Below are 22084 nucleotides of genomic sequence, written 5' to 3'. Positions count from 1 at the left end.
TATGAACAGATTCAGCGAACAGACCCGCCATGGGCCAGAGCTTCCCCGCAACGCCGAGCTGCTGCGGATCACCGGGATCCGTTTGCAGCGCATCCATTTTTTTGATGATGCATCGCTGGATGTCTGCGAGGTGTTAAGTCAGGTACGCACGCCGCTACCGCTCGATCTTTTTTTCAAGCACCTTTCCATCACCGCAAAACAGCAGCTATTTCTGTGGGAAATGCGGCAGGTACTGGCACTCTCAGGAAGTTATTCGCTGAATTTATCCGTCAGGATGCTGACCTGTCTGTCGTGGATTGCGCAGCTCGCCCGGCAGGCGCATCAGGGGCGGATTGTTATCGAAATACAGGATCCTGGCACCATGATGCGACTGGAAAAGGCAGAACAGCAGGCTGTATGCATTGCCGTCAAAACCCTGGTGCGTCACGGGTTTCGCGTGTGGCTGGATGATGTTTCGCCTGAGCTATTTTTTGTCTGGCGGCTGTCTGGCATCCGTTTCGATGCCATCAAAATTGAAAGCGGAATGTTTCATCAGTTCAGGACGTCGGAGTGGCAGTTGAGGGTACTGGTCAATCAATTTCGCGGGTTGGGAGAACGGGTTGTGATCGAGGGGGTGGAAACGCCGCAGGATTACGCCATTTGCCGTATGAGCGGCGCAGATGCTGTGCAGGGATTTTTGTTCGAGCAGGAAGTATTACCGAAAAGCCTGAATCATTGCTGATTCAGGCCATGGTCATTATTCGCTCAGCGTCTGTGCGATATCTTTTTGCACCTGCTGGCGCTGTTCTGGGGTCAGTACTTTGTTCAGGTCGAAATAGTATTTCACGCGGTAATAACGCGCCTGCTGTTCGATATTGCTGAACGCAGAAAGCTGTTTTTTGACGGCGGCTTCATCCCATTTCCCGGACTTGATGACGTCAATCAACGCGCCGTCTTTAACATCCTTCACCGATATCTGGCTAACGTTGGTTTCAAGCTGCTGGTGCAGTTTTTTAATCTGCGCAACCTGGTCAGTGCTCAGTTTAAGGTGCTGAACTACCGGGTCCTGAGCTGGAGCGGGTACATTGGATACGTTTGCTGCAAGCGTGCTAAAAGAAGCGCCAGCCACGGTTGCCGCCAGCAAAGTCATGCGTACGAAGTTCTTCATTTCGGGATCCTGATAAGGGAATTATTAACATTGTCTGTCACTCGCTGGTGACGAGTGATTATCCTTTGCAGAATACGATGCCCGAAGCACGTCGCCACGCGAATTTGTTTTGCGGTTGGTTACGGAGTGAAACAATCCCGCTACGCAAAACGTTGTGCAGCGGGAAGAAGGCGATATCTACAGCGTGAACGGGTCAGCGTCCTGCCAGGCGGGGAACTTCTCGCGGTACTCGCGCAGCGCCGAGAGTGACAGTTCAGCGTCAATGCGCGTAGCCTGATGCGGCTCGGCGGTGGCAATAATCTCCCCCTGCGGATTAATCACCCGGCTGTCACCGCGATAATGATGGCCGTTACCGTCAGTACCCACGCGGTTACATCCTGCTACATAAGCCTGGTTCTCAATTGCCCGTGCGGTGAGCAGAACCTGCCAGTGTAGCGAACGCGGCGCCGGCCAGTTGGCGACATACAATGCCAGGTCGTAATCGTTGCGGTTGCGCGACCATACTGGAAAACGCAGGTCATAACAGACCAACGGCAGAATGCGCCAGCCGCGCCATTCAAAAATAACCCGCGCGTCACCCGCCTGATAATGTTGATGTTCATCCGCCATGCGGAACAGGTGGCGCTTGTCATAGAAATGGACATTACCTTCGGGTTCGACCAGCAAAAAGCGGTTTACCGGGCCACGTTCAGACAGGAGAGCGGCGCTGCCTGCTATAAGGGCGTTCGTCTGTTGCGCCTTAGTGCGCATCCAACTGACAACCTCTTCCTGCGGCAGCGATTTGCTTGCCGCTTCCATGGCAAATCCGCTGGTAAACATTTCAGGTAACACAATGACATCACGTCCGGTGACGGTTTCCAGTTGGCGGTCGAAATGGCGCAGGTTAGCCGGGCCATCCATCCAGATCAGCGGTTGTTGCAGCAGAGTAATTTTCAAACCGGGCACGATCGAGGCTCCTCATTGAACAACATTTTGACACTGTAGCATGAGCTCTAACGGAAATGTGGCAATAAAAAGCCCCGCATTAAGCGGGGCTAAACGTTGTGCGTCTGTCGTTACGCGGCTTCGACTTTACGCACCTTCTCTGGCAGCTTTACCGGCTGAGTCGCCAGCGCCTCGGGTTCAAAGTCATCCACGTTGATGCTACGCAGACGACTCGCTTCGGCTTTCACCAGAATTGCGGCTTCGTCTTTATCAATCAGCCCTTTAGCCAGCGCATTGTGCGCCAGTTCATCCAGGCGGGTAAACGGCAGGTTTTTACCCAGCTCTTTGCAGATCCGCTGGTGGATAGGGTCGGCTGCAATCACATCCAGCAAAGCCTCTTCCAGCAAACCTACCGGGTTATGCTCGCTCGGCGTCAGGTATTGACCGCGGCCAAGGCGAGAACGAGTGGCGCTCGGAACCTGCAGAATCTTCGCGACTTTATGATCCAGCTTGTCAGACGGTGCATGGTAGTGGCGACCGGTAGGGAAGATAACCACATTCAGCAGGCCCGCGACCAGTCGGTTCGGGAAGTTTTTCAGCAGGTCGTCCATCGCCTGTTCCGCTTTGTACAACGCATCCTGAACACCCCAGTGAACCAACGGCAGGTCTGCTTCATTACGGCCTTCATCGTCATAACGCTTCAGTACCGCAGAGGCCAGATACAGCTGACTTAATACATCGCCCAGACGCGCGGAGATACGTTCACGGCGCTTCAGGCTACCGCCCAGTACGGCCATGGAGACATCCGAAAGCAGTGCCAGGTTAGCGCTCAGACGGTTCAGATGTTGGTAGTAACGTTTGGTCGCATCGCCGGTTGGCGTGCTGCTGGTTAAGCCGCGCGTCAGGCCCAACCAGAAGCTGCGCACTTTGTTACTACCGACGTGGCCGATGTGTTTGAACAGCAGCTTGTCGAATGCATTCACATCGTTACTCTGTGCCGCAGCCATCTCTTCCAGAACGTACGGATGGCAGCGAATCGCCCCCTGACCGAAGATCATCATGCTCCGGGTCAGAATGTTGGCACCTTCAACGGTAATGGCGATAGGCGCGCCCTGATAAGCACGGGCGAGGAAGTTGCTTTCGCCAAGCATAATGCCTTTACCGCCAGTAATATCCATTGCATCGATGATTGACTGCTGTCCACGGTGGGTACAGTGATACTTCACGATGGCCGACAGCACCGCCGGTTTTTCACCCAGCATAATACCGTAGGTAATCAGCGACGCCGCTGCATCCATCACGTACGCGTTACCCGCAATACGTGCCAACGGCTCTTCAATACCTTCCATCTTACCGATAGAGATTTTGAACTGGCGACGAATATGCGCATACGCGCCGGTTGCCATTGCGACCGATTTCACGCCGCCCGTCGAGTTAGACGGCAGGGTAATACCGCGTCCCACGGACAGACATTCCACCAGCATGCGCCAGCCCTGACCGGCCATTTTTGGGCCACCGATGATGTAATCAATCGGCACGAAGACATCTTTGCCCAGCGTCGGACCGTTCTGGAACGGCACGTTCAGCGGGAAGTGTCGACGCCCAATTTGTACGCCTGGCGTTGACGTTGGGATCAGCGCACAGGTAATGCCAAGATCTTCTTCACCACCCAGCAGTTTTTCCGGGTCGGAGAGTTTAAATGCCAGACCCAGTACGGTAGCGATAGGCGCCAGCGTGATATAACGCTTATTCCAGGTTAGGCGCATACCCAGCACCTGCTGGCCCTGCCAGTCGCCCATACAAACCACGCCGGTATCAGGGATCGCGCCTGCGTCGGAACCCGCTTCCGGGCTGGTCAGAGCAAAGCAGGGGATCTCCTGACCACGTGCCAGACGCGGCAGGTAATGATTCTTCTGCTCTTCGGTGCCGTAATGCTGCAGCAGTTCGCCAGGGCCTAAGGAGTTAGGTACGCCAACGGTGATCGCCAGGATCCCGGAAACGCCGGAGAGTTTCTGCAGAACGCGAGCTTGAGCATACGCGGAGAATTCCAGCCCGCCGTACTCTTTCTTAATGATCATCGCGAAGAAGCGGTGTTCTTTCAGATACGCCCACAGTTCCGGCGGCAGATCCGCGAGTTCATGGGTGATCTGGAAGTCGTTCGCCATGCGGCAGGCTTCTTCCACCGGGCCGTCAATAAACGCTTGTTCTTCAGCTGTCAGATGCGGCTGAGGATAGTTATGCAGTTTTTTCCAGTCTGGCTTGCCCTGGAACAGGTCGCCTTCCCACCAGGTTGTACCGGCATCAATCGCCTCTTTCTCAGTACGCGACATCGGCGGCATGACTTTACGGAAACCGCGGAACACTGGCGCAGAGATCATGGATTTGCGCATTGGCGTAAAGTTAAACGGTACGAGGAGAATGGCCAGAGGAACCAGCAGCCAGATTGACCACAGGCCAACCACGCCAAGCGCAGCTGTCCAGGCGAGCAAAATTAAGCTGCTGAGGAATAAGCTCACGCGGTGATAAAACAGAACGCTGAGCAGAACAACCGTAGCGATAATACTCAAAATCATCATAACGAAAAGCTCCCTTGCTTGTAGGAGGTCTGACCACTTGTGATGATATGGTTGTAGTGGATGTAAATTCTTTTAGCAATGTGTTTACAAAATAATTACAACAAAGCTCACATTGTTGCTGTTTTAACCGGCACAAAAAATCAAAAGCCGCAGCCATTCCTGTGGCTTGTACTTCTCGCTGGTAGCGCTATCCGGTACACTGCATCTTGTCATTTACATTCATGCTGAAGGATATCCTCATGTACCAGGATCTTATTCGTAACGAACTGAGCGAAGCGGCGGAAACGCTGGCTAATTTTCTTAAAGATGACGCCAATATTCACGCCATTCAGCGCGCGGCGGTCCTGTTGGCAGACAGCTTTAAAGCTGGCGGTAAGGTACTTTCTTGCGGTAACGGCGGTTCCCATTGCGACGCGATGCACTTCGCCGAAGAGCTGACCGGACGTTATCGCGAAAACCGCCCAGGCTACCCGGCGATCGCTATCTCTGATGTCAGCCATATCTCCTGCGTCAGCAACGATTTCGGTTACGATTATGTCTTCTCCCGCTACGTTGAAGCCGTGGGTCGCGAAGGCGATGTCCTGTTAGGCATCTCTACTTCAGGGAATTCCGCTAACGTGATTAAAGCGATTGCCGCAGCGCGCGAGAAAGGGATGAAAGTCATCACCCTGACTGGTAAAGATGGCGGCAAAATGGCGGGTAGTGCGGATATCGAAATTCGCGTGCCGCACTTTGGCTATGCTGACCGCATTCAGGAAATTCATATCAAAGTGATCCATATCCTGATCCAGTTGATCGAAAAAGAGATGGTGAAGTAAGAAGGCTATTTTATTTGCCATTTTGAATCCGGGCAGTGCCCGAAATCCTCACGTACTACGTGTACGCTCCGGTTTCTGCGCGCTGTCCGAATCTAAACTGGCTGCAACAATTACGCCTTCCCGCTTAAAGGCGTTTGTGGAGGTGATGTATGTGCGAACTGCTCGGGATGAGCGCCAATGTGCCAACCGATATCTGCTTTAGCTTCACCGGGCTGGTTCAGCGCGGCGGAGGTACCGGGCCGCACAAAGACGGCTGGGGTATTACGTTTTATGAAGGTAAGGGCTGCCGTACGTTTAAAGATCCGCAACCCAGCTTTAATTCGCCTATCGCCAAACTGGTTCAAGACTATCCCATCAAATCCTGTTCCGTGATTGCCCATATTCGTCAGGCGAATCGTGGCGAAGTGGCATTGGAAAATACCCATCCATTTACGCGTGAACTGTGGGGACGTAACTGGACGTACGCTCATAATGGACAGCTCAGCGGCTATAAATCGCTGGAAACCGGTAATTTCCGCCCGGTTGGGGAAACCGACAGCGAAAAAGCTTTCTGCTGGCTGCTCCACAAGCTAACTGAACGTTATCCGCGTACGCCTGGCAATATGACGGCAGTGTTTAAATATATCGCGATGCTGGCAGGAGAATTGCGTGAGAAGGGCGTCTTCAACATGCTGTTGTCTGACGGGCGTTATGTGATGGCTTTCTGCTCGACCAACCTGTTTTGGATCACCCGTCGTGCGCCGTTTGGCGTGGCGACACTGCTGGATCAGGATGTGGAAATCGATTTTAGCTCAGAGACCACACCCAATGATGTGGTCACCGTGATTGCCACTCAGCCGCTAACCGGCAATGAAACCTGGCAAAAGATTATGCCAGGCGAGTGGGCGTTATTTTGTCTCGGGGAGCGTATAGTTTGATGCCAGTTGCGGCTGAACCACTTCGTGACTCAACGGCTTGCTGATAACGTAACGGCCATCGACGACGGAAACGGTCGGTGGCTTACGCGTTTGTTCAAAGTAATCGTAGCCAGGCTTTAGCTGCGCCCAGAATTCTTTGTAATACGAGAACTTATGGCGCTGCATGTTGGCGTCGGTCATGCGGAATGGATAAATGCTAACCTGCACGCTGGACTGCCCAAACACCAGTGCGCCGGTGACAAACTGGAAAATCTCATCAATGCCGTTGTCGGTCATTGCGTAGCAGCCGACGGAAACGCAGGCGCCGTGGATCATCAGGTATTTACCTTCATAACCGTGTGCGCGGTCGTAGGCGTTAGGGAAACCAATGTTAATCGCTTTATAAAAGCGGCTATCCGGTTTCAGCTGTCCGCGCTGTACGCTGTAAAACCCTTCCGGGCTTTTGAAATCGCCCTGACGCTGTTTCGGACCTAAGCCGCCGGAATAATTGCAGATCTTATAGCTGTCGAGCAATTGGTACTGTTCGCCCATCTTGACGTACAGATCCAGCGTTCGCTCTTCTTTGAAGATCTGGATATAGACGGGGGAGCCCATTAATTGCTGCTTATATTCTTTGCTGACAGGCGTAGTCGGGCTGCTGCTGCTCAGCAAACCGGCAAATGAAACGCACGGCAATAAAAGCATCGCAAGAAAAAATGCGATTTTACGCATACTGCTTATTCCTTGATAAAACGATTACACACGCCAGGACGGCAAAAAGAGTTCCCAAATCGGATAAATCTGGATCTGGAGCGCTCACATTATCACCCAGAGAGTTTTTCGCAAGTCTCTCGTGCGGCGTTTACACTTTAGATTTTCTTTATACGGAAAATTGTGCTTAAAGGCAGTCAGACACTGACGTATTTTGTGGGTTAGCGCACGTCATTAAGTCTTCTGAGTGCAGAATTCCTAATATATTGAATTTAAAAAATTAATAATTTAATAATCGAATATTAAAATGGAATGCCCGGCAATAGCGGTAGACTGCGGCGAACGTGTTTGATTAGGTAGTGTTGTTTTCATGTCTTTTGTCTCTGCGCCCCGACGCTTTTTGCCGGGTCTGCTGTCTTTGTGTGTTGTGTTGTCCTCGCCGTCTGTCGCCAAAGTTCAGCCCCTCTTATCTGACGCCCATTTAAGCTATGCGGCGCAATTACGCATGCGTAACCGCGCCCGGCTGCTGAAGCAGTACCACGCGCAGGTAAAAAAGCAGGCAAGTTATGTGGTGGAAGGTAATGCGCAAAGTAAAAGCGCGCTGCGCCAGCAAAACAGGACGCTGATTAAACAGCACCCGGAGTGGTTCCCGGGGCCACTAAAAGCGAGCGATCAACGCTGGCAGGAGCTGGCTGAGAATGACCATTTTCTCAGTAGCGATCATCTGCACAACATAACCGAAGTGGCAATTCACCGTCTTGAGCAGCAGTTAGGTAAACCCTATTTGTGGGGCGGGACCAGCCCGGAACAAGGCTTTGACTGTAGCGGGCTGATCTTTTATGCCTACAACAAAATTCTGGCAGCAAAATTGCCACGTACGGCGAATGAAATGTATCACTATCGGCGGGCGACCATCGTCGCTAATCGCGACCTTCGTCGTGGTGATTTATTGTTCTTTCATATTCACAGTCGGGATATTGCCGATCATATGGGCGTCTATTTGGGGCAGGGACAATTTATTGAATCGCCGCGTACGGGAGAAACGATTCGGGTGAGCAATTTATCCGATGACTTCTGGCAGGATCATTATCTCGGCGCTCGTCGTATTCTGACGGAAAATACCATTCTGTAATCAAAAAGGCGGTGCGAATGGCACCGCCTCGTCAGGGGTTAACTCAACGCCCCCATAATCTTTAATTCCAGCTCATCCGGAACTTCGTTATATGACAACACCTGTAAGCCTGGTGCAAACAGGCGCGCATAGCGCGCAAGCAGAGGACGTAGCTGCGGTGCGACCAGCAGTACCGGCTCTTTACCCGCGGCTTTCATCTGTTCTTTAATCTGCGGCATATTGGTCTGGAACTGATTCAGCATATTAGGATCGACCGGTACGCTATCGAGCACCACTTTTCCACTTTGCTGAGCCTGATTCACTACATTAGCCAGCAGATTCTCCAGCTCATTATTCAGCGTGTAGACCGCCAGCTCATCTTTGCGCACAAACGGATGGGTAATGCTGCGACGGAGCGCCAGACGCACATCTGCCGTCAACAGAATATGATCTTTAGTGACGGCGCTACTGGCGACCAGTACGGTGGCAATGGTAACGATATCGCGCAGCGGCACGCCTTCGACCAGCAGCGCCCGATAAACCTTCAAGAGCTGGCTGTAATTCAGCGCCGCGCTCAGATCTTCCGCCAGACGGGGGGCCATCGAAGAGAGGCGGTTATGCAGTTGGGTAATATCATCGTAGTTAAACAGGTCGGGAATAAAGTTGCGAATGACCTTATTCACATGTGTCGCAATGACGCTGGCACTATCAATGACCTGATACCCCATATTTAGCGCTTTGGCTTTTTTCGCCGGGACAATCCACGTCACCGGCATACCATAGGCCGGATCGTGGCCTAAAACACCATCGATCTCGCCATACGTTTCACTGGAGGGCAGCGCCATCAGCTTATCTGAGGGAATATCAGCCTCATCAGCCTTGATCCCATTGATAAAAATGGCGTACTGGGTCGGTTTTAGACGGAAGTTTTCGCGGATGCGAATTTCCGGGAGCAGCACGCCGTTAGTGTCTGAGATAACCTGCCGTACACCGCGAATACGTTGAGTGAGCGGATTCCCTTTGGATTTGTCTACCAGCGACACCAGCTTGTACCCCAGGCTCAGGCTGATTGGCTCAATCAAAGGGATGGTTTCCCAACTGACCTGTTGCTCGGTGGTTTCAACGATGGTTTTGGTCAGCGTCTCAAGATTTTTCTCTTCAGTTTCAGCCACCTTCGGGCGCTTGCTCATACGCCAGGCGGTGAACCCCATCAGGGCGCTGAACACCAGGAACGGGAAATGCGGCATTCCCGGTACCACCGCCAGTACAAACATAATGCTGGTGGCGGTATAGAGTACGGAGGGGCTGGCCAGTAACTGGCTACGCACGTCTGTGGCGATATCACCGCTGTCGCTCACGCGTGTAACGATAATCGCCGCCGCCGTCGACAGCAGCAGAGACGGGATCTGGGCAACCAGACCGTCGCCGATGGTCATCAGTACGTATTGCTGGAATGCGGCTTCGGCGCTTAAATCGTATTTGAAAATACCGATACAGACGCCGCCTATCAGGTTGATGGCCAGGATCATCATCCCGGCGATGGCATCACCGCGTACGAACTTCGACGCACCGTCCATTGCGCCATAGAAGTCCGCTTCGCCCGCCACATCTTTACGTCGCGCCTGCGCCTGGGCCTGATTAATCAGGCCTGCGTTCAGATCGGCATCGATCGCCATCTGCTTCCCGGGCATGGCGTCCAGCGTAAAGCGGGCTGAAACCTCGGAGATACGCTCGGCACCCTTGGTAACCACGATAAAGTTGATGATCATCAGGATGATGAACACCACAAAACCGACGACAAAGTTACCGCCGATCACCACCTGACCAAAGGACTCAATCACCTTACCGGCAGCGCCTGCGCCCATATGGCCGTGCAGTAACACCACGCGCGTTGATGCTACGTTCAGCGTCAAGCGCATTAAGGTGGTGATCAGCAAAATGGTCGGGAACAGGCTGAATTCGAGCGGGCGTTTCGCGGAAACGGCCACCAACAGCACCATCACCGCCAGCACGATGTTAAAGGTGAACAGAATATCCAGCACGGCCGGTGGTAATGGCAGGATCACCATCGCCAGGATAGACAGTATGACCAGCGGAATGCCGATGTTACCGTTACGCAGCAGCGCGAGGAATTGTTTAGTTGTTTTCGGCATCCAGTTTAAGAACCTCTTTTGGAATGGAAATATGTCTGTTCAGCGAAGGGCGAGCTTGTGAACCGTCACGCCAGTGCTTCATTTGCAGTACATAGGTCAGGACGTGTGCTATCGCCCGATAAAGTTGAAATGGGATCTGTTGATTGACCTGGGTGGTGTAATAAACGGATCGCGCCAGCTTAGGAAATTCAACAATCTCAATATTGCTCTCCGCCGCCACCTGACGGATATACAGCGCGATTTCATCGGTGCCTTTGGCGACAACGAAGGGCGCGGCGGCGCGCGACTGGTCATACTGTAGCGCCACGGCATAGTGGGTTGGGTTGGTGATCACCACATCGGCTTTTGGCACCACCTTGCGAATTTGCCCCATCGCCATTTGCCGTTGCAGGCGACGGATCCTGGCCCGTACCTCCGGCTTACCTTCCTGATTTTTATACTCTTCCTTCACTTCCTGTTTGGTCATCTTCAACCCTTTGGTGAACATTTTTTTCGCCAGAGGAACATCAATCAGAGCGAAAAAAATAAACAGGATGACAAAGTTGCGCATGATGCTGCTGTACAGCGCCAGGCCATCGCTGACGGCCTGTTTGAAATACAGCTCCTGCAGTCCCAGAAAGGCGGCAACGTTATTGCGTACGCTAATCCACAGCATCACCAGCAGTACCATCGCTTTGAGCGTCATCTTGCCGGTGTCCACCAGATGGTCGGTGGAAAACAGACGGCCAATCCCTTTGAGCGGGCTTAATTTGCTAAAGTCCGGCAAAATTTTCTTCGGCAGGAACAGCCAGCCTCCGGGAATCAGCGAGGCAAACAACGCGGCGACCGGCATGGGTAACAGCGTCAGGATGAACTTGGCTAAAATCAGCAGATGGTGCTCAAGGAACTGGCCGATAATGTCCGGATCATTAATGTTCTGCGCATACTGATGCACACTGATAAAGCTTTCGCGGACAAAATCTTCATACCAGGGGAAGCTGCTGGAGATCACCATAAATGCGGCAAACATACTGGCGGCAAGCCCCATATCTTTTGAGCGCGGAATTTGCCCCTCTTGCCTGGCTTTGCGAAGTTTTTGCGCCGAGGGTTTTTCTGTTTTTTCTTCGCTGCTGCTATCCGCCATAGTGCCCCTTGAGCGCGTCAAGTTGCTGCAAAACGAAATTTGCCAGGTGCAAATAGTGGTCGGGCAGGTTGTAAAGCAGAGTCGCAAAGCAGACAAGACCCGCCAGCATGTTGATCGGAAAACCTAACGAGTACAGGTTGAGCGGAGGCGCAATGCGGTTCAACAGGCCAAAGCAGCCCTGGACAATCAACATGATAAAGGTTGTCGGCAGCGCCAGCAGGGTGGCCGCGGCAAACACCCAGCCCAGCCCCAGGGAAATGGTGCGCAAAGATTGTGGATGCAGCGCATTACCAATCGGCCAGTAAGTAAAGCCTTTGAATAAAATGCTCACCAGCAGCAAATGCCCATCCATCGCAAAGAACAGGATCACCGCGTAGATGTTGATCATCTCCGCCAGTACCGTCGTTGATGCGCCGCTGCTCGGGTCGTTCATCACCGCCATGCTCATCCCCATATTGAAAGAGAGGATCTGGCCGGCCAGCTGCAACGCTAAAAATAAAAACTGCAGCATCAGGCCGAAAAGCATGCCCCACAGAAACTGCTCTGCGGTCAAAATAATGCTGTTGATCGACAGCAGGCTGTCAGGAACCGGATGGGGAATAAGCGGCGTAATGATAAAGGCCAGCGCCAGGGACAAAATTATGCGTATTCGCACCGTGAGCGCCGCGTTATCCAGTACCGGCGCGTAGTGAATAAACGCCATAATGCGCACGAATGGAAACCACATGCCCAGTATCAGGTTACTTAACTGTGTAACGTCTGTTTCGCGCATGTCAGTGCACCAGAATGGCGGCCTGAGTGAACAGATGCACGCAGAGATCGCTTAACTGGACGATCATCCATTTTCCGCTAATGCCCAAAACTGCGAGGGTGACGATAAGCCTGGGCAAAAAGCTGAGCGTTTGTTCGTTAATCTGCGTAACGGCCTGAAAAATGCTGACCAGCATCCCCACCAGCAGGCTGGGAACGACCAACACGCAGACTAAAATGATCACGACTTTTATGCCGCTGGCGACGATATCTGCGGCTACATCAATGGTTAACATATCCGATCTCCGTTAGCCCAGTCCCAGACCGCGAATACTGGAGGTCAGCGTACCGACGGTCAGCGCCCAGCCGTCAATAAGCACAAACAGCATCAGCTTAAAGGGGAGGGAAACGATCAGCGGGGACAGCATCATCATCCCCATCGCCATCAGCACGCTGGCGACGATCAGGTCGATCACCAGGAACGGGATGTAAATCATGAAGCCTATCTGGAAGGCGGTTTTAAGTTCGCTCAGCACATACGCCGGAACGATAATGGAGAGATCCTGATCGGCTGCATTACCTTTCGCGTTGGCGATCGTCATGATCTGCGCAATCGCTTTTTTGTTGGTCTGCGCCAGCATAAAGCGCTTCAGGGGCGAGGCGGCGGTGCTCAGGGCGTCAGGGAGTGTGATTTGATCGTTTTCAAAAGGCACAACCGCATGGTCGTAAATATTGATCCAGACCGGACGCATCACCAGCATGGTTAACGACAGCGCAATGCCTATCAGTATGCGGTTGGGCGGCGTTTGCTGTAGCCCCAACGCCTGGCGCAGCAGGGAGAGAACAATAATAAAACGCGTAAAGCAGGTCATCATCAGCACCAGGGTTGGCAGAATGCCCACCAGGGTCATCAGGATTAGGACCTGGATTTTTACGCTGTATTCCTGGCTATTACCGTGTGAAATCACATTCAGCAACGGGATATCTCCCCCTTGCGCGCAGGCAAAGGGAGAAAGGATGAGTAATGAGATACCCAGTATGAGCGTGAGGGTTGGTGCGCGTTTCATGGTGCCAGGTCGTTGATTTCATGCGTGTTGAATTCAAGGACGCGCAGGCCATATTTTTCATTGACCACCACCACTTCAGCCTTGCCCAGCAGGATGTTATTAACCTTAATATCCAGCGGTTCACCGGCAAGCTTGTCCATCTCAATGACGGTGTCGTCATCAATGTTCAGCAGATCGGACAGCATCACTTCCACGGATGACACTTCCAGCGTTAGCGTGACCGGAATACGTTTGAGTAATGACATCGACTCGGAAAAGCGGTCTTCTAAACGCGCCACCAACGTTTCTGTTGCCGACGGTGCCGTTGGCGTGGTTGTTTCGGGCGCTAACTCGAAACCTTGCTCTAAAATATCTTCTGGCTTACTCATAGGATTTCTCCGTCTTGCTCGTTAATTCGGATAAAAACAGTTTGTCTTTGTCCTCTACGATCAGGGCATTAAATAATTCGGATTTCCCAATATAAACAGGGAAAGTTTCAGGCATTGCGATAGGTAAAATATCCCCGGGTTTAATTGTCGTCAGGTCGGCGACATTGAGGGGAATTTCTGCAATCTTGACGTTCATGGTCAGCGGCAGCGTATGAATGATTTCTTTAATCAGCGTTTTTTTACGCATCTCAACGTTGGCTTTATCAACCTGCTTTTTCTTCTCGCCGTGCTCGCTACGGCGGATTAAATTCAGAATGTAATCGGTATGGGAATCGTCCAGTAAGATGCGGAAACTGCAATTCTCCTCATCACCTAAAACAAAAGTGAGCTGATAAGCCCAATGTGTTTGTACAGTACTGCTGTCAGGTTTAAGCGTCAGCGGAATGCCTGATATGTTTTTATTAAAGATGATATTGCTAATATCCAGCGCCAGCCTGCTTCTCAGCCGGGTTTCCGTCTTGGTTGGTAAATCATCTTCTGAATTTTCGTCCGCAAGCGATGAAGTCAGGCCATAAAAGTTACCTAATAACATTAACAATAATGCGCGATCGATATCAAAAGCCAAATGTCCAACCTGCGAGACTAATAACTCAGCGCTTTTATTGATAACGTCCATCTCACATTGTATTTTTCTGAGTGTTATATTTGTGCGATGTTTTTTCAGAAAATAGTTTCCGAGATGTGATTCAATTGTATCAAAATTACCCGTAAACATAGTCGGCAGACGATGATAAGGACGCCCAAGCCGGTTGCCTTCAAGTTTAAAGATTCCGGGCGTTTGACTATATTTCAGCATGGTACGCTTTCTCAGCTGTAATTTCTGGGGCGGATGAGTTGATATCAAATCCCGCGGTTATAAAAGAAAATACTACTCCATTTAATTTATGGTTCATCCTTGACGCTTTCTCATATTGTTGAAGTCCATTAGATATGAAATGCAGTACCTACTCTCGTCTCTGATGTAGGGCTGGACATTAGATATTTTACCTCTCTCCTCTGCAAGTTATTAATGGCGTCAGGTTATAATTAAAAAATAATTAATTACGTATACGTGATGCTCCCCGCTAATCCTCTTACCTTGGTAAGTCACGTCTTGCGTGCCTTGGTTTTATACCCATATATCCATAACTTGTTGTTTTTTATGTAATAATAATTTTATTATCTTTTAATTTAAGATTGTTAAAGGCACCGGTGTTACTATTTTTTTAGGAAAAACCCTATTTTGAAATAGTCTTCGATAGGGCTGCCCTTTGATGGGGCGGTAAAACATGAGCAAGGATGGGATTAAAACATGGCACGGGCGATATCTATTATTCGATGATTGTGCTTTGGAATGATTTGTATATTTCTCGTAACGGATGTTAACTTTACTTCTAAGTGTAAAATAATCATGTTTGAACTTATTGCCGAAGCAGCCTCCAGTATCAATGTTTTTTCAATGGCAAGGCGTATTGCTGCGTTTAATGTTCCAGTGCTTATCCATGGTGAAACCGGTACTGGTAAAGAATGTATCGCCAAATTTATCCATTCAATTACGTTTGCGCAGGAGCCACAGGCCCCCTATATCGGGGTGAACTGTGCCGCTATCCCTGAAAATATGCTCGAAGCCACGTTGTTTGGTTATGACAAAGGGGCATTCACCGGAGCAGTGGCGACCGTGCCGGGGAAAATGGAATTAGCCAATAACGGTACATTATTACTGGATGAGATTGGCGATATGCCTTTAGCGCTACAGGCTAAAATATTGCGTGTATTGCAGGAGCAACAGGTTGAGCGCTTAGGCAGTAACCGTTTAATCAAACTGAACTTCCGTTTAATTGCCTGTACCAATAAAAATCTTGAAGAAGAAGTGGCTGCAGGACGCTTCAGAGAAGATCTCTATTATCGGTTGTCAGTTATTCCGTTGACGATGCCGCCGCTGCGCGAGCGTATGGAAGACATTATTCCGCTGGCGGAGTCGTTTATCAAAAAATACTCCACGGTACTGGTTAAAAATATCAAGCTTTCTGAATCATCACGCCGGGCGTTACTCAGCTACGAATGGCCGGGGAACGTGCGTCAACTTGAGAACGCTATCCAACGGGGAATGATCCTGAATCGTGATGGTGTCATTTATCCCGATACCTTAGGTCTGCCATCCATTGAATCTGATTCCTGGAGCGAACCGCAATGGCAGCCAAAGCCCAGTATGCCAATAACGACCAGCGATAATCTGGGTCAGCATGGCCGTAGCGCGCAGTATCAATATATCGCTGACCTGATGCGTAAATATCAGGGTAATAAAACCAAAATTGCTGATTTATTAGGCATTACCCCACGCGCGCTTCGTTATCGTCTGGCGTCAATGCGAAAACAGGGAATAGAGATCTTTTCCTGAATCAGTCTGTGGTAGCGAGAACGCTTTTTTAATTTTAAGAGTAGGTCATGAGCATAAATACGATAGCCCCAGCCAGTACGATGCAGACGCAAATGATGCAGGACATGCAGCAGATGAAAGCGGTCGCTCAGGCGCCTGTCCTTTCGCCGATGCAGATTAACGCCGTGGGCGCCCAGTCGGCATCATCTCCGGTCTCGTTCGACCACGTCATGCAAGGCGCGCTGAATCATGTTGATCAATTTCAGCAGGTCGCGGAGCAAAAACAAACGGCCATTGAGATGGGGAAAAGCGACGACCTGGCGGGGGCCATGATTGCCAGTCAGCAGGCATCGTTATCGTTTTCTGCTCTGGTTCAGGTCAGAAATAAAGTCGCTTCCGGATTCAATGACCTGATGAGCATGTCAGTCTAACGCTATGAATGAATTAATAAAAAAACTCACTCAGTTTTTACCCTCGTTCTCTTTTCGCCTGGATGGTAATAAACGTCTGGCGTTACTGGCGGCAGCGGCCATTGCGGCGACTGCCATTATTGTCAGCGTGCTGTGGAACAGCAATCACGGCTATGTTTCGCTGTACGGTAGTCAGGAACATCTCCCGTTTTCACAAATAGTCACCGTGCTGGATGGTGAAAAGCTGGAATATCGTATCGACCCGCAAAGCGGGCAAATTCTGGTTCCGGAAGAGGCGCTGTCGAAAACGCGGATGACGCTGGCGGCGAAAGGCGTGCAAGCCATGCTGCCCAGCGGCTACGAGCTGATGGATAAAGACGAAGTGCTGGGCGCCAGTCAGTTTGTGCAGAACGTCCGCTATAAGCGGAGCCTGGAAGGTGAACTGGCGCAGAGCATCATGACGCTGGACGCCGTCGAGAGCGCCCGCGTGCATCTGGCGCTGAATGAAGAGAGTTCATTTGTCGTCAGCGATGAGCCGCAAAACAGCGCTTCAGTAGTGGTGCGTCTGCATTATGGCAGCAAGCTGGACATGGACCAGGTAAATGCCATTGTGCATCTGGTGTCCGGCAGTGTGCCCAATTTGAATGCCTCGAAGGTTAGCGTTGTCGACCAGGCGGGGAATTTACTGTCCGACGGTATTGGCGCGGGAGAAGCCGTTTCTGCGGCGACGCGTAAGCGCGACCAGATCCTCAAAGATATTCAGGATAAGACCCGCGCCAGTCTCGCCAATGTCCTCGACTCGCTGGTCGGAACCGGCAATTACCGCGTGAGCGTGATGCCAGATCTCGATCTGAGCAATATCGATGAAACCCAGGAGCACTACGGTGACACGCCGAAGGTTAATCGTGAAGAAACGGTACTCGATAGTGATACCAACCAAATCGCCATGGGGATCCCCGGCTCGCTGAGCAATCGTCCTCCGTTGGCAGCAAACCAGGTGGGAAATGGCGCCACAGGGACGACGCCTGAGGATTCACGCCAGCCAGCCGCGCTGTCAAAACATAGCGAGAACAAACGCGACTACTCCTGGGACCGTAGCGTTGAACATATCCAGCACCCTGGATTCGACATCAAACGTTTAAATGTGGCCATAGTCCTCAACCAGAGCGCGCCGGCATTAAAGAACTGGAAACCGGAACAAACCACGCAGCTGACGGCGCTGTTGAATAACGCTGCCGGGATTGATGCAAAGCGTGGCGACAATCTGTCCTTATCCCTGCTCAACTTTGTGCCGCAGTCGATCCCCGTCGAGCCGACGCTGCCTTTATGGAAGGATGACAGCATTCTGGCCTGGGTTCGCTTAATTGGCTGTGGCCTGCTGGCGTTACTGCTGCTGCTGTTTGTCGTGCGCCCGGTCATGAAACGATTGACTGTCGAGCGCCGCCGGACCTCTACGCCTGAACTGGCGCTGGACGCCGCACCGATCGCGATCCCTGCGGACAAGCCCCATTTTGCGGCTGCTGAAGATGAACGCAAAAATATCGAACTGCCTTCTTTCCCTGGTGACGACAGCCTGCCTTCGCAGAGTTCCGGCCTGGAAGTGAAGCTGGAGTTCCTGCAAAAACTGGCGATGAGCGACACCGATCGCGTAGCTGAAGTTCTCAGACAATGGATTACCAGCAATGAGCGAATTGACAATAAATAACGGCAGTAACAACAGCTACCTGGAACAGGCCGCAATTTTATTGCTGTGTCTGGGCGAGGAGGCGGCAGCCACGGTGATGCAAAAGCTCAGCCGTGAAGAGGTGGTTCGTCTGAGTGAAAACATGGCGCGTCTGTCTGGCGTGAAAACCAGCATGGCGAAAAAAGTGATCAATAACTTTTTTGATGAGTTCCGCGAGCAGAGCGGCATCAACGGTGCCTCGCGTTCCATGCTGCAAGGGATCCTCAATAAAGCGTTGGGAACAGAAATCGCCAGCAGCGTGATCAACGGCATTTATGGTGATGAGATCCGCTCGCGGATGGCGCGTTTACAGTGGGTGGAACCGCGCCAGTTGGCGATACTGATCTCAGAAGAACATTTGCAATTGCAGGCTGTCTTCCTTGCCTTCCTGACGCCGGAGATCTCGGCCACGGTACTGTCTTACATGAATGAGTCGGTGCAAAACGAGATCCTCTATCGGGTTGCCAAGCTCAACGATGTGAATCGCGATGTTGTGGATGAGCTGGATCGGTTGATCGAACGTGGGCTGTCGGTGCTGTCCGAACATGGTTCGAAAGTGAAGGGGATCAAGCAGGCCGCGGATATCGTTAACCGCTTCCAGGGTAACCAACAGGTGATCCTCGATCAGCTGCGTGAACGCGATGAAGATGTTCTTGAGCAGTTGCAGGACGAAATGTACGACTTCTTTATCCTGAGCCGCCAAAGTGATGAGGTGCGCCGTCGTCTCCTTGATGAAGTGCCGATGGAAGACTGGGCTGTGGCGCTGAAAGGTACCGAAGCGCTGTTGCGCCGGTCGATTTATGCCGTGATGCCTAAGCGTCAGGTACAACAGCTGGAGGCGATAACGTCGCGCCTGGGTCCGGTTCCGGTGAGCCGTATTGAACAGATCCGCCGTGAAATCATGGGGATTGCCCGCGAGCTTGAGGAAGCGGGTGAAATTCAGCTACAGCTGTTTGCTGAACAGACGGCGGAGTAACACATGGCGATTGAAACCATTCGTGGTCGTTACCGACTGCACCGCTTTCCTCCTCGCCAGCGCCATTTGCAGGCTGAACAGCTCACGCCGGGGATCACGCCTGCGGATTATCAGCGCCAACTGATGGACGGCTTCCAGGAGGGCCTGCAAAAAGGCTTTGAACAGGGGATGACGGAAGGTCAGGAGCAGGGCTTTCAGGAAGGTCATCAGAAGGGGCACGATGAAGGCCGTCGTCAGGGATACACTGAAGGCAGCCTGGCCGGGCAACAGGAAGGGCGTAAGCAGTTTGAGCAAGCAGCGCAACCGCTGGAAACCATCACTGGCAAAGTGAACGACTACCTGGCGCACATTCAGCGTAAACAGCGGGAAGATCTGCTGCAACTGGTTGAAAAGGTCACTCGCCAGGTGATTCGTTGCGAGCTGGCGCTGCAACCGACGCAGTTACTGTCGCTGGTTGAAGAGGCGATTTCGGCCTTTCCTGCGATGCCTGAGTCGCTACAGGTCCTGCTAAGTCATGAAGAATTTAACCGTATCAAAGATGCAGCCCCGGAGAAGGTCGCTGAATGGGGGCTGACCCCATCACCCGAACTGCAGGCGGGCGAGTGTCGGGTGATTACCGATAAATCCGAGCTGGATATTGGCTGCGAACATCGACTCGACCAGTGCATGTCGGCGCTCAAAGAGTCGCTTTTGCCGGAGCCGACGGGTGAGTGACCTGTCCAGCGTTGACAACGCGCTGCGTTCCATTGAGTCGATCCCTTTAGCCCGGGTTGCCGGGCGACTGGTGCGCGTAAACGGCATTTTGCTGGAGAGCGTGGGCTGTCCGCTGGCGACTGGCCAGCTGTGCCGCGTCGAAAGCGCCGACCATACGTTGATCGACGCGCAGGCGGTGGGGTTTAACCGCGATATCACCTACCTGATGCCCTTCAAGCATCCCGTCGGACTGATGGCGGGGGCGCGCGTTTTCCCCGAAGAAAAAACCCAGGAGATCCTGATTAGCGAAAGCTGGCTGGGGCGGGTAGTTAATGGCCTGGGCGAACCGCTGGATGCCAAAGGGCGTCTGACGGGCAATGACGTATTGCCGCCTCAGGCACCTTCCATTAACCCCCTCACGCGTCGGTCGGTGAACCAACCGCTGGATGTTGGCGTTAAAGCAATCAACGGTCTGCTAACTATCGGCAAAGGCCAGCGCGTGGGCTTGATGGCCGGCAGCGGCGTGGGAAAAAGCGTACTGCTGGGGATGATCACCCGCCAGACCAAGGCCGACATCGTGGTGGTGGGGTTAATTGGCGAGCGTGGCCGCGAGGTGAAGGAGTTTATCGATCACGCTCTGGGCGCGGAAGGGTTGGCAAAATCAATTATCGTGGCGGCGCCTGCGGATGAGTCACCGTTAATGCGTTTGAAAGCCACCGAGCTTTGCCACTCTATTGCCGCCTGGTTTCGCGATCGCGGACATCACGTTTTGCTGCTGGTGGATTCGTTAACCCGTTATGCCATGGCGCAGCGCGAGATTGCGTTGTCACTGGGTGAACCTCCGGCGACGAAAGGCTATCCACCGTCGGCGTTCGGCATGATCCCAAAGCTTGTGGAAAGCGCTGGCAACAGTGAAAGCGATGGGTCAATGACCGCCATTTATACGGTTTTGGCGGAAGGAGACGATCAGCAGGATCCGATCGTCGACTGCGCGCGTGCGGTGCTGGACGGGCACATTGTTCTGACCCGTAAGCTGGCGGAGGCCGGACATTATCCGGCTATTGATATCGGGCAGTCGATCAGTCGATGCATGACCCAGGTAACGCCCCACGCGCACCAGCAGTCGGCCCGCCTGCTCAAACAGAACTATGCCGCCTATATGGAAATTAAGCCGCTGATCCCGTTGGGCGGATATGTTGCAGGAGCCGATCCCGGCGTGGATAAGGCCGTCAAAGTGTTCCCCGCCATTGAGCGTTTTCTGCGCCAGGAAGTCAGTGAACCGGCCTCTCTGGAGCTGGTGCAAAGCCGCTTACAGGCCCTTTTCCCGCAGGCAAAGAAAACGGAAGGTAAATAATCATGCGGCAAATTATCGATACTCTGGCGCAACTGCAGCGCCTGCGGGGTAAATCAGTCAAAGATATGACGGTACAGCTGGCTAAACAGCAACAAGTTTGCATCGGTTTTGACAATAACATCAAAGCGCTGGGCTACCTGATTCAAAAAACAGGCACCGGCGTGGAGGTGCCTTGCGTTGAATCGCTCAAAAATGTGACCGGATACAAAGGCACGCTGCGCACGGTTATTGCCTGGCAAGAGCAGGAGAAAACGCTGGCTAAAATCAAAGAACAGCGTATTCAGAAAAACCTGGTGTCAGCGGCATGCGAAGAGAAAATTGTCGCCATGACGCTCGATGATAAGCGCGATGAACTGAGCAATGAGGCACTGGTTAAAGAGCAAAAAGCCGTAGATGAAATTGCCGCACAATGCTGGCTAAGACAGAAGACGCTTGGAGTGGTATGAAAACGATCATTACTTTCGGCACCTTTGATGTTTTTCATATCGGGCATTTGCGTATTCTGCAACGTGCCGGACAGTTGGGGGAGCGACTGATCGTCGGTATCTCTTCAGATGCGCTAAATATGCAGAAAAAAGGTCGGATGCCGGTTTACAGCCAAAGCGATCGCATGGGGATTGTTGCCGGGCTGAAATGTGTGGACAGCGTGTTTCTCGAAGAGTCGCTGGAGAAAAAAGCGGACTATATTCGCCAGTTTAACGCCGATACGCTGGTGATGGGCGATGACTGGGCAGGGCGCTTTGATAGTTTGTCGTACCTGTGCGAAGTGGTCTATTTTCCCAGAACGCCATCGATATCCACCACCTCGATTATTGAGGTAATTACCAACCAAAATCAAAACCTGTAAAATAATATGAAAATAAGACTA

23 protein-coding genes are annotated in these 22084 nt (G+C 52.1%); 12 read left to right on the top strand and 11 right to left on the bottom strand.

Annotated elements, in window-relative coordinates; translation table 11 throughout:
- Window position 1 precedes the first annotated feature (1 nt).
- Window positions 2-721 (top strand): EAL domain-containing protein, encoded by a 720-nt coding sequence (locus HVZ39_RS20095; RefSeq protein WP_181632890.1) that lies wholly within the window; start codon window positions 2-4, stop codon window positions 719-721.
- Between the two features lie 15 nt (window positions 722-736).
- Here HVZ39_RS20095 and HVZ39_RS20090 read toward each other — a convergent pair whose 3' ends face one another.
- From HVZ39_RS20090 to fadE, 3 genes are all read right to left on the bottom strand, one after another.
- Window positions 737-1147, bottom strand: a complete 411-nt coding sequence (locus HVZ39_RS20090) for a Spy/CpxP family protein refolding chaperone (protein WP_016155758.1) — start codon at window positions 1145-1147, stop codon at window positions 737-739.
- Window positions 1148-1324: 177 nt separating this feature from the next.
- The gene (locus tag HVZ39_RS20085) at window positions 1325-2092 is read right to left on the bottom strand and encodes an amidohydrolase (RefSeq protein WP_016151813.1); all 768 of its coding nucleotides are present in this window, start codon (window positions 2090-2092) and stop codon (window positions 1325-1327) included.
- 110 nt (window positions 2093-2202) lie between these two features.
- The gene (gene fadE / locus HVZ39_RS20080; RefSeq protein WP_016151814.1) at window positions 2203-4647 is read right to left on the bottom strand and encodes an acyl-CoA dehydrogenase FadE; all 2445 of its coding nucleotides are present in this window, start codon (window positions 4645-4647) and stop codon (window positions 2203-2205) included.
- Window positions 4648-4886: 239 nt separating this feature from the next.
- On the opposite strand from fadE, the gene lpcA reads away from it, so the two are divergent.
- Together lpcA and HVZ39_RS20070 are read left to right on the top strand one after the other, a co-directional pair.
- On the top strand, window positions 4887-5465 hold the full coding sequence (gene lpcA, locus HVZ39_RS20075) for a D-sedoheptulose 7-phosphate isomerase (RefSeq protein WP_016155760.1): 579 nt from the start codon (window positions 4887-4889) through the stop codon (window positions 5463-5465).
- A gap of 149 nt (window positions 5466-5614) precedes the next feature.
- A complete protein-coding gene (locus tag HVZ39_RS20070; protein ID WP_016151816.1) occupies window positions 5615-6382 on the top strand; it encodes a class II glutamine amidotransferase in 768 nt (255 codons plus the stop codon).
- On the opposite strand, the gene dpaA is transcribed toward HVZ39_RS20070, so the two are convergent.
- Window positions 6353-7093 carry a peptidoglycan meso-diaminopimelic acid protein amidase gene (dpaA, locus tag HVZ39_RS20065; RefSeq protein WP_016151817.1) on the bottom strand — a complete coding sequence of 247 codons (741 nt, stop codon included), beginning with the start codon at window positions 7091-7093 and terminating at the stop codon, window positions 6353-6355. The two genes, HVZ39_RS20070 and dpaA, sit on opposite strands and share 30 nt — an antisense overlap.
- Window positions 7094-7442: 349 nt before the next feature.
- Between dpaA and HVZ39_RS20060 the strand changes: the two genes are divergently transcribed.
- Window positions 7443-8204 (top strand): C40 family peptidase, encoded by a 762-nt coding sequence (locus HVZ39_RS20060; RefSeq protein WP_016155761.1) that lies wholly within the window; start codon window positions 7443-7445, stop codon window positions 8202-8204.
- A 38-nt stretch (window positions 8205-8242) separates the two neighbouring features.
- Here the strand turns inward: HVZ39_RS20060 and HVZ39_RS20055 are convergent, their stop codons facing one another.
- The 7 genes from HVZ39_RS20055 to HVZ39_RS20025 are packed head-to-tail and all read right to left on the bottom strand — an operon-like array spanning window position 8243 to window position 14500.
- Window positions 8243-10336 carry a flagellar biosynthesis protein FlhA gene (locus HVZ39_RS20055; RefSeq protein ID WP_181632889.1) on the bottom strand — a complete coding sequence of 698 codons (2094 nt, stop codon included), beginning with the start codon at window positions 10334-10336 and terminating at the stop codon, window positions 8243-8245.
- Window positions 10320-11459, bottom strand: a complete 1140-nt coding sequence (gene flhB, locus HVZ39_RS20050; protein ID WP_053389582.1) for a flagellar biosynthesis protein FlhB — start codon at window positions 11457-11459, stop codon at window positions 10320-10322. Before flhB ends, HVZ39_RS20055 begins: the two co-directional genes overlap by 17 nt.
- Window positions 11449-12231, bottom strand: a complete 783-nt coding sequence (fliR, locus tag HVZ39_RS20045) for a flagellar biosynthetic protein FliR (protein WP_046275396.1) — start codon at window positions 12229-12231, stop codon at window positions 11449-11451. Before fliR ends, flhB begins: the two co-directional genes overlap by 11 nt.
- A 1-nt stretch (window position 12232) precedes the next feature.
- Window positions 12233-12505, bottom strand: coding sequence for a flagellar biosynthetic protein FliQ (locus tag HVZ39_RS20040; RefSeq protein ID WP_016151822.1), 273 nt, complete (start codon window positions 12503-12505; stop codon window positions 12233-12235).
- Between the two features lie 12 nt (window positions 12506-12517).
- Window positions 12518-13276 carry a flagellar type III secretion system pore protein FliP gene (gene fliP / locus HVZ39_RS20035; protein ID WP_016151823.1) on the bottom strand — a complete coding sequence of 253 codons (759 nt, stop codon included), beginning with the start codon at window positions 13274-13276 and terminating at the stop codon, window positions 12518-12520.
- Window positions 13273-13644 carry a FliM/FliN family flagellar motor switch protein gene (locus HVZ39_RS20030; RefSeq protein ID WP_016151824.1) on the bottom strand — a complete coding sequence of 124 codons (372 nt, stop codon included), beginning with the start codon at window positions 13642-13644 and terminating at the stop codon, window positions 13273-13275. Before HVZ39_RS20030 ends, fliP begins: the two co-directional genes overlap by 4 nt.
- Window positions 13637-14500 (bottom strand): FliM/FliN family flagellar motor switch protein, encoded by an 864-nt coding sequence (locus HVZ39_RS20025; protein ID WP_019076071.1) that lies wholly within the window; start codon window positions 14498-14500, stop codon window positions 13637-13639. Before HVZ39_RS20025 ends, HVZ39_RS20030 begins: the two co-directional genes overlap by 8 nt.
- A gap of 594 nt (window positions 14501-15094) precedes the next feature.
- Here HVZ39_RS20025 and HVZ39_RS20020 point away from each other — a divergent pair.
- Genes HVZ39_RS20020 through HVZ39_RS19985 form a run of 8 tightly spaced genes read left to right on the top strand, consistent with a single transcriptional unit; the run spans window position 15095 to window position 22063 of the window.
- Window positions 15095-16081, top strand: coding sequence for a sigma-54 dependent transcriptional regulator (locus tag HVZ39_RS20020; protein WP_016151826.1), 987 nt, complete (start codon window positions 15095-15097; stop codon window positions 16079-16081).
- Between the two features lie 47 nt (window positions 16082-16128).
- The gene (locus tag HVZ39_RS20015) at window positions 16129-16491 is read left to right on the top strand and encodes a flagellar hook-basal body complex protein FliE (protein WP_029139418.1); all 363 of its coding nucleotides are present in this window, start codon (window positions 16129-16131) and stop codon (window positions 16489-16491) included.
- 4 nt (window positions 16492-16495) lie between these two features.
- Window positions 16496-18175 carry a flagellar basal-body MS-ring/collar protein FliF gene (gene fliF / locus HVZ39_RS20010; RefSeq protein ID WP_181632888.1) on the top strand — a complete coding sequence of 560 codons (1680 nt, stop codon included), beginning with the start codon at window positions 16496-16498 and terminating at the stop codon, window positions 18173-18175.
- Window positions 18153-19169, top strand: a complete 1017-nt coding sequence (locus tag HVZ39_RS20005; protein WP_003838846.1) for a flagellar motor switch protein FliG — start codon at window positions 18153-18155, stop codon at window positions 19167-19169. Before fliF ends, HVZ39_RS20005 begins: the two co-directional genes overlap by 23 nt.
- Before the next feature lie 3 nt (window positions 19170-19172).
- A complete protein-coding gene (gene fliH / locus HVZ39_RS20000; RefSeq protein ID WP_181632887.1) occupies window positions 19173-19883 on the top strand; it encodes a flagellar assembly protein FliH in 711 nt (236 codons plus the stop codon).
- A complete protein-coding gene (gene fliI / locus HVZ39_RS19995) occupies window positions 19876-21216 on the top strand; it encodes a flagellar protein export ATPase FliI (RefSeq protein WP_046275400.1) in 1341 nt (446 codons plus the stop codon). Before fliH ends, fliI begins: the two co-directional genes overlap by 8 nt.
- A 2-nt stretch (window positions 21217-21218) precedes the next feature.
- Complete coding sequence (locus HVZ39_RS19990; protein WP_181632886.1) at window positions 21219-21662, top strand: flagellar FliJ family protein; 444 nt, start codon at window positions 21219-21221, stop codon at window positions 21660-21662.
- A complete protein-coding gene (locus HVZ39_RS19985) occupies window positions 21659-22063 on the top strand; it encodes an adenylyltransferase/cytidyltransferase family protein (RefSeq protein ID WP_016151832.1) in 405 nt (134 codons plus the stop codon). Before HVZ39_RS19990 ends, HVZ39_RS19985 begins: the two co-directional genes overlap by 4 nt.
- Window positions 22064-22084 lie beyond the last annotated feature (21 nt).

It is taken from the genome of Citrobacter sp. RHB35-C21, from assembly GCF_013816515.1.
GTDB lineage: Bacteria > Pseudomonadota > Gammaproteobacteria > Enterobacterales > Enterobacteriaceae > Citrobacter > Citrobacter braakii.
Note: the sequence above shows the minus strand (reverse complement) of the source record. Positions and strands in the feature narration are given on the sequence as shown.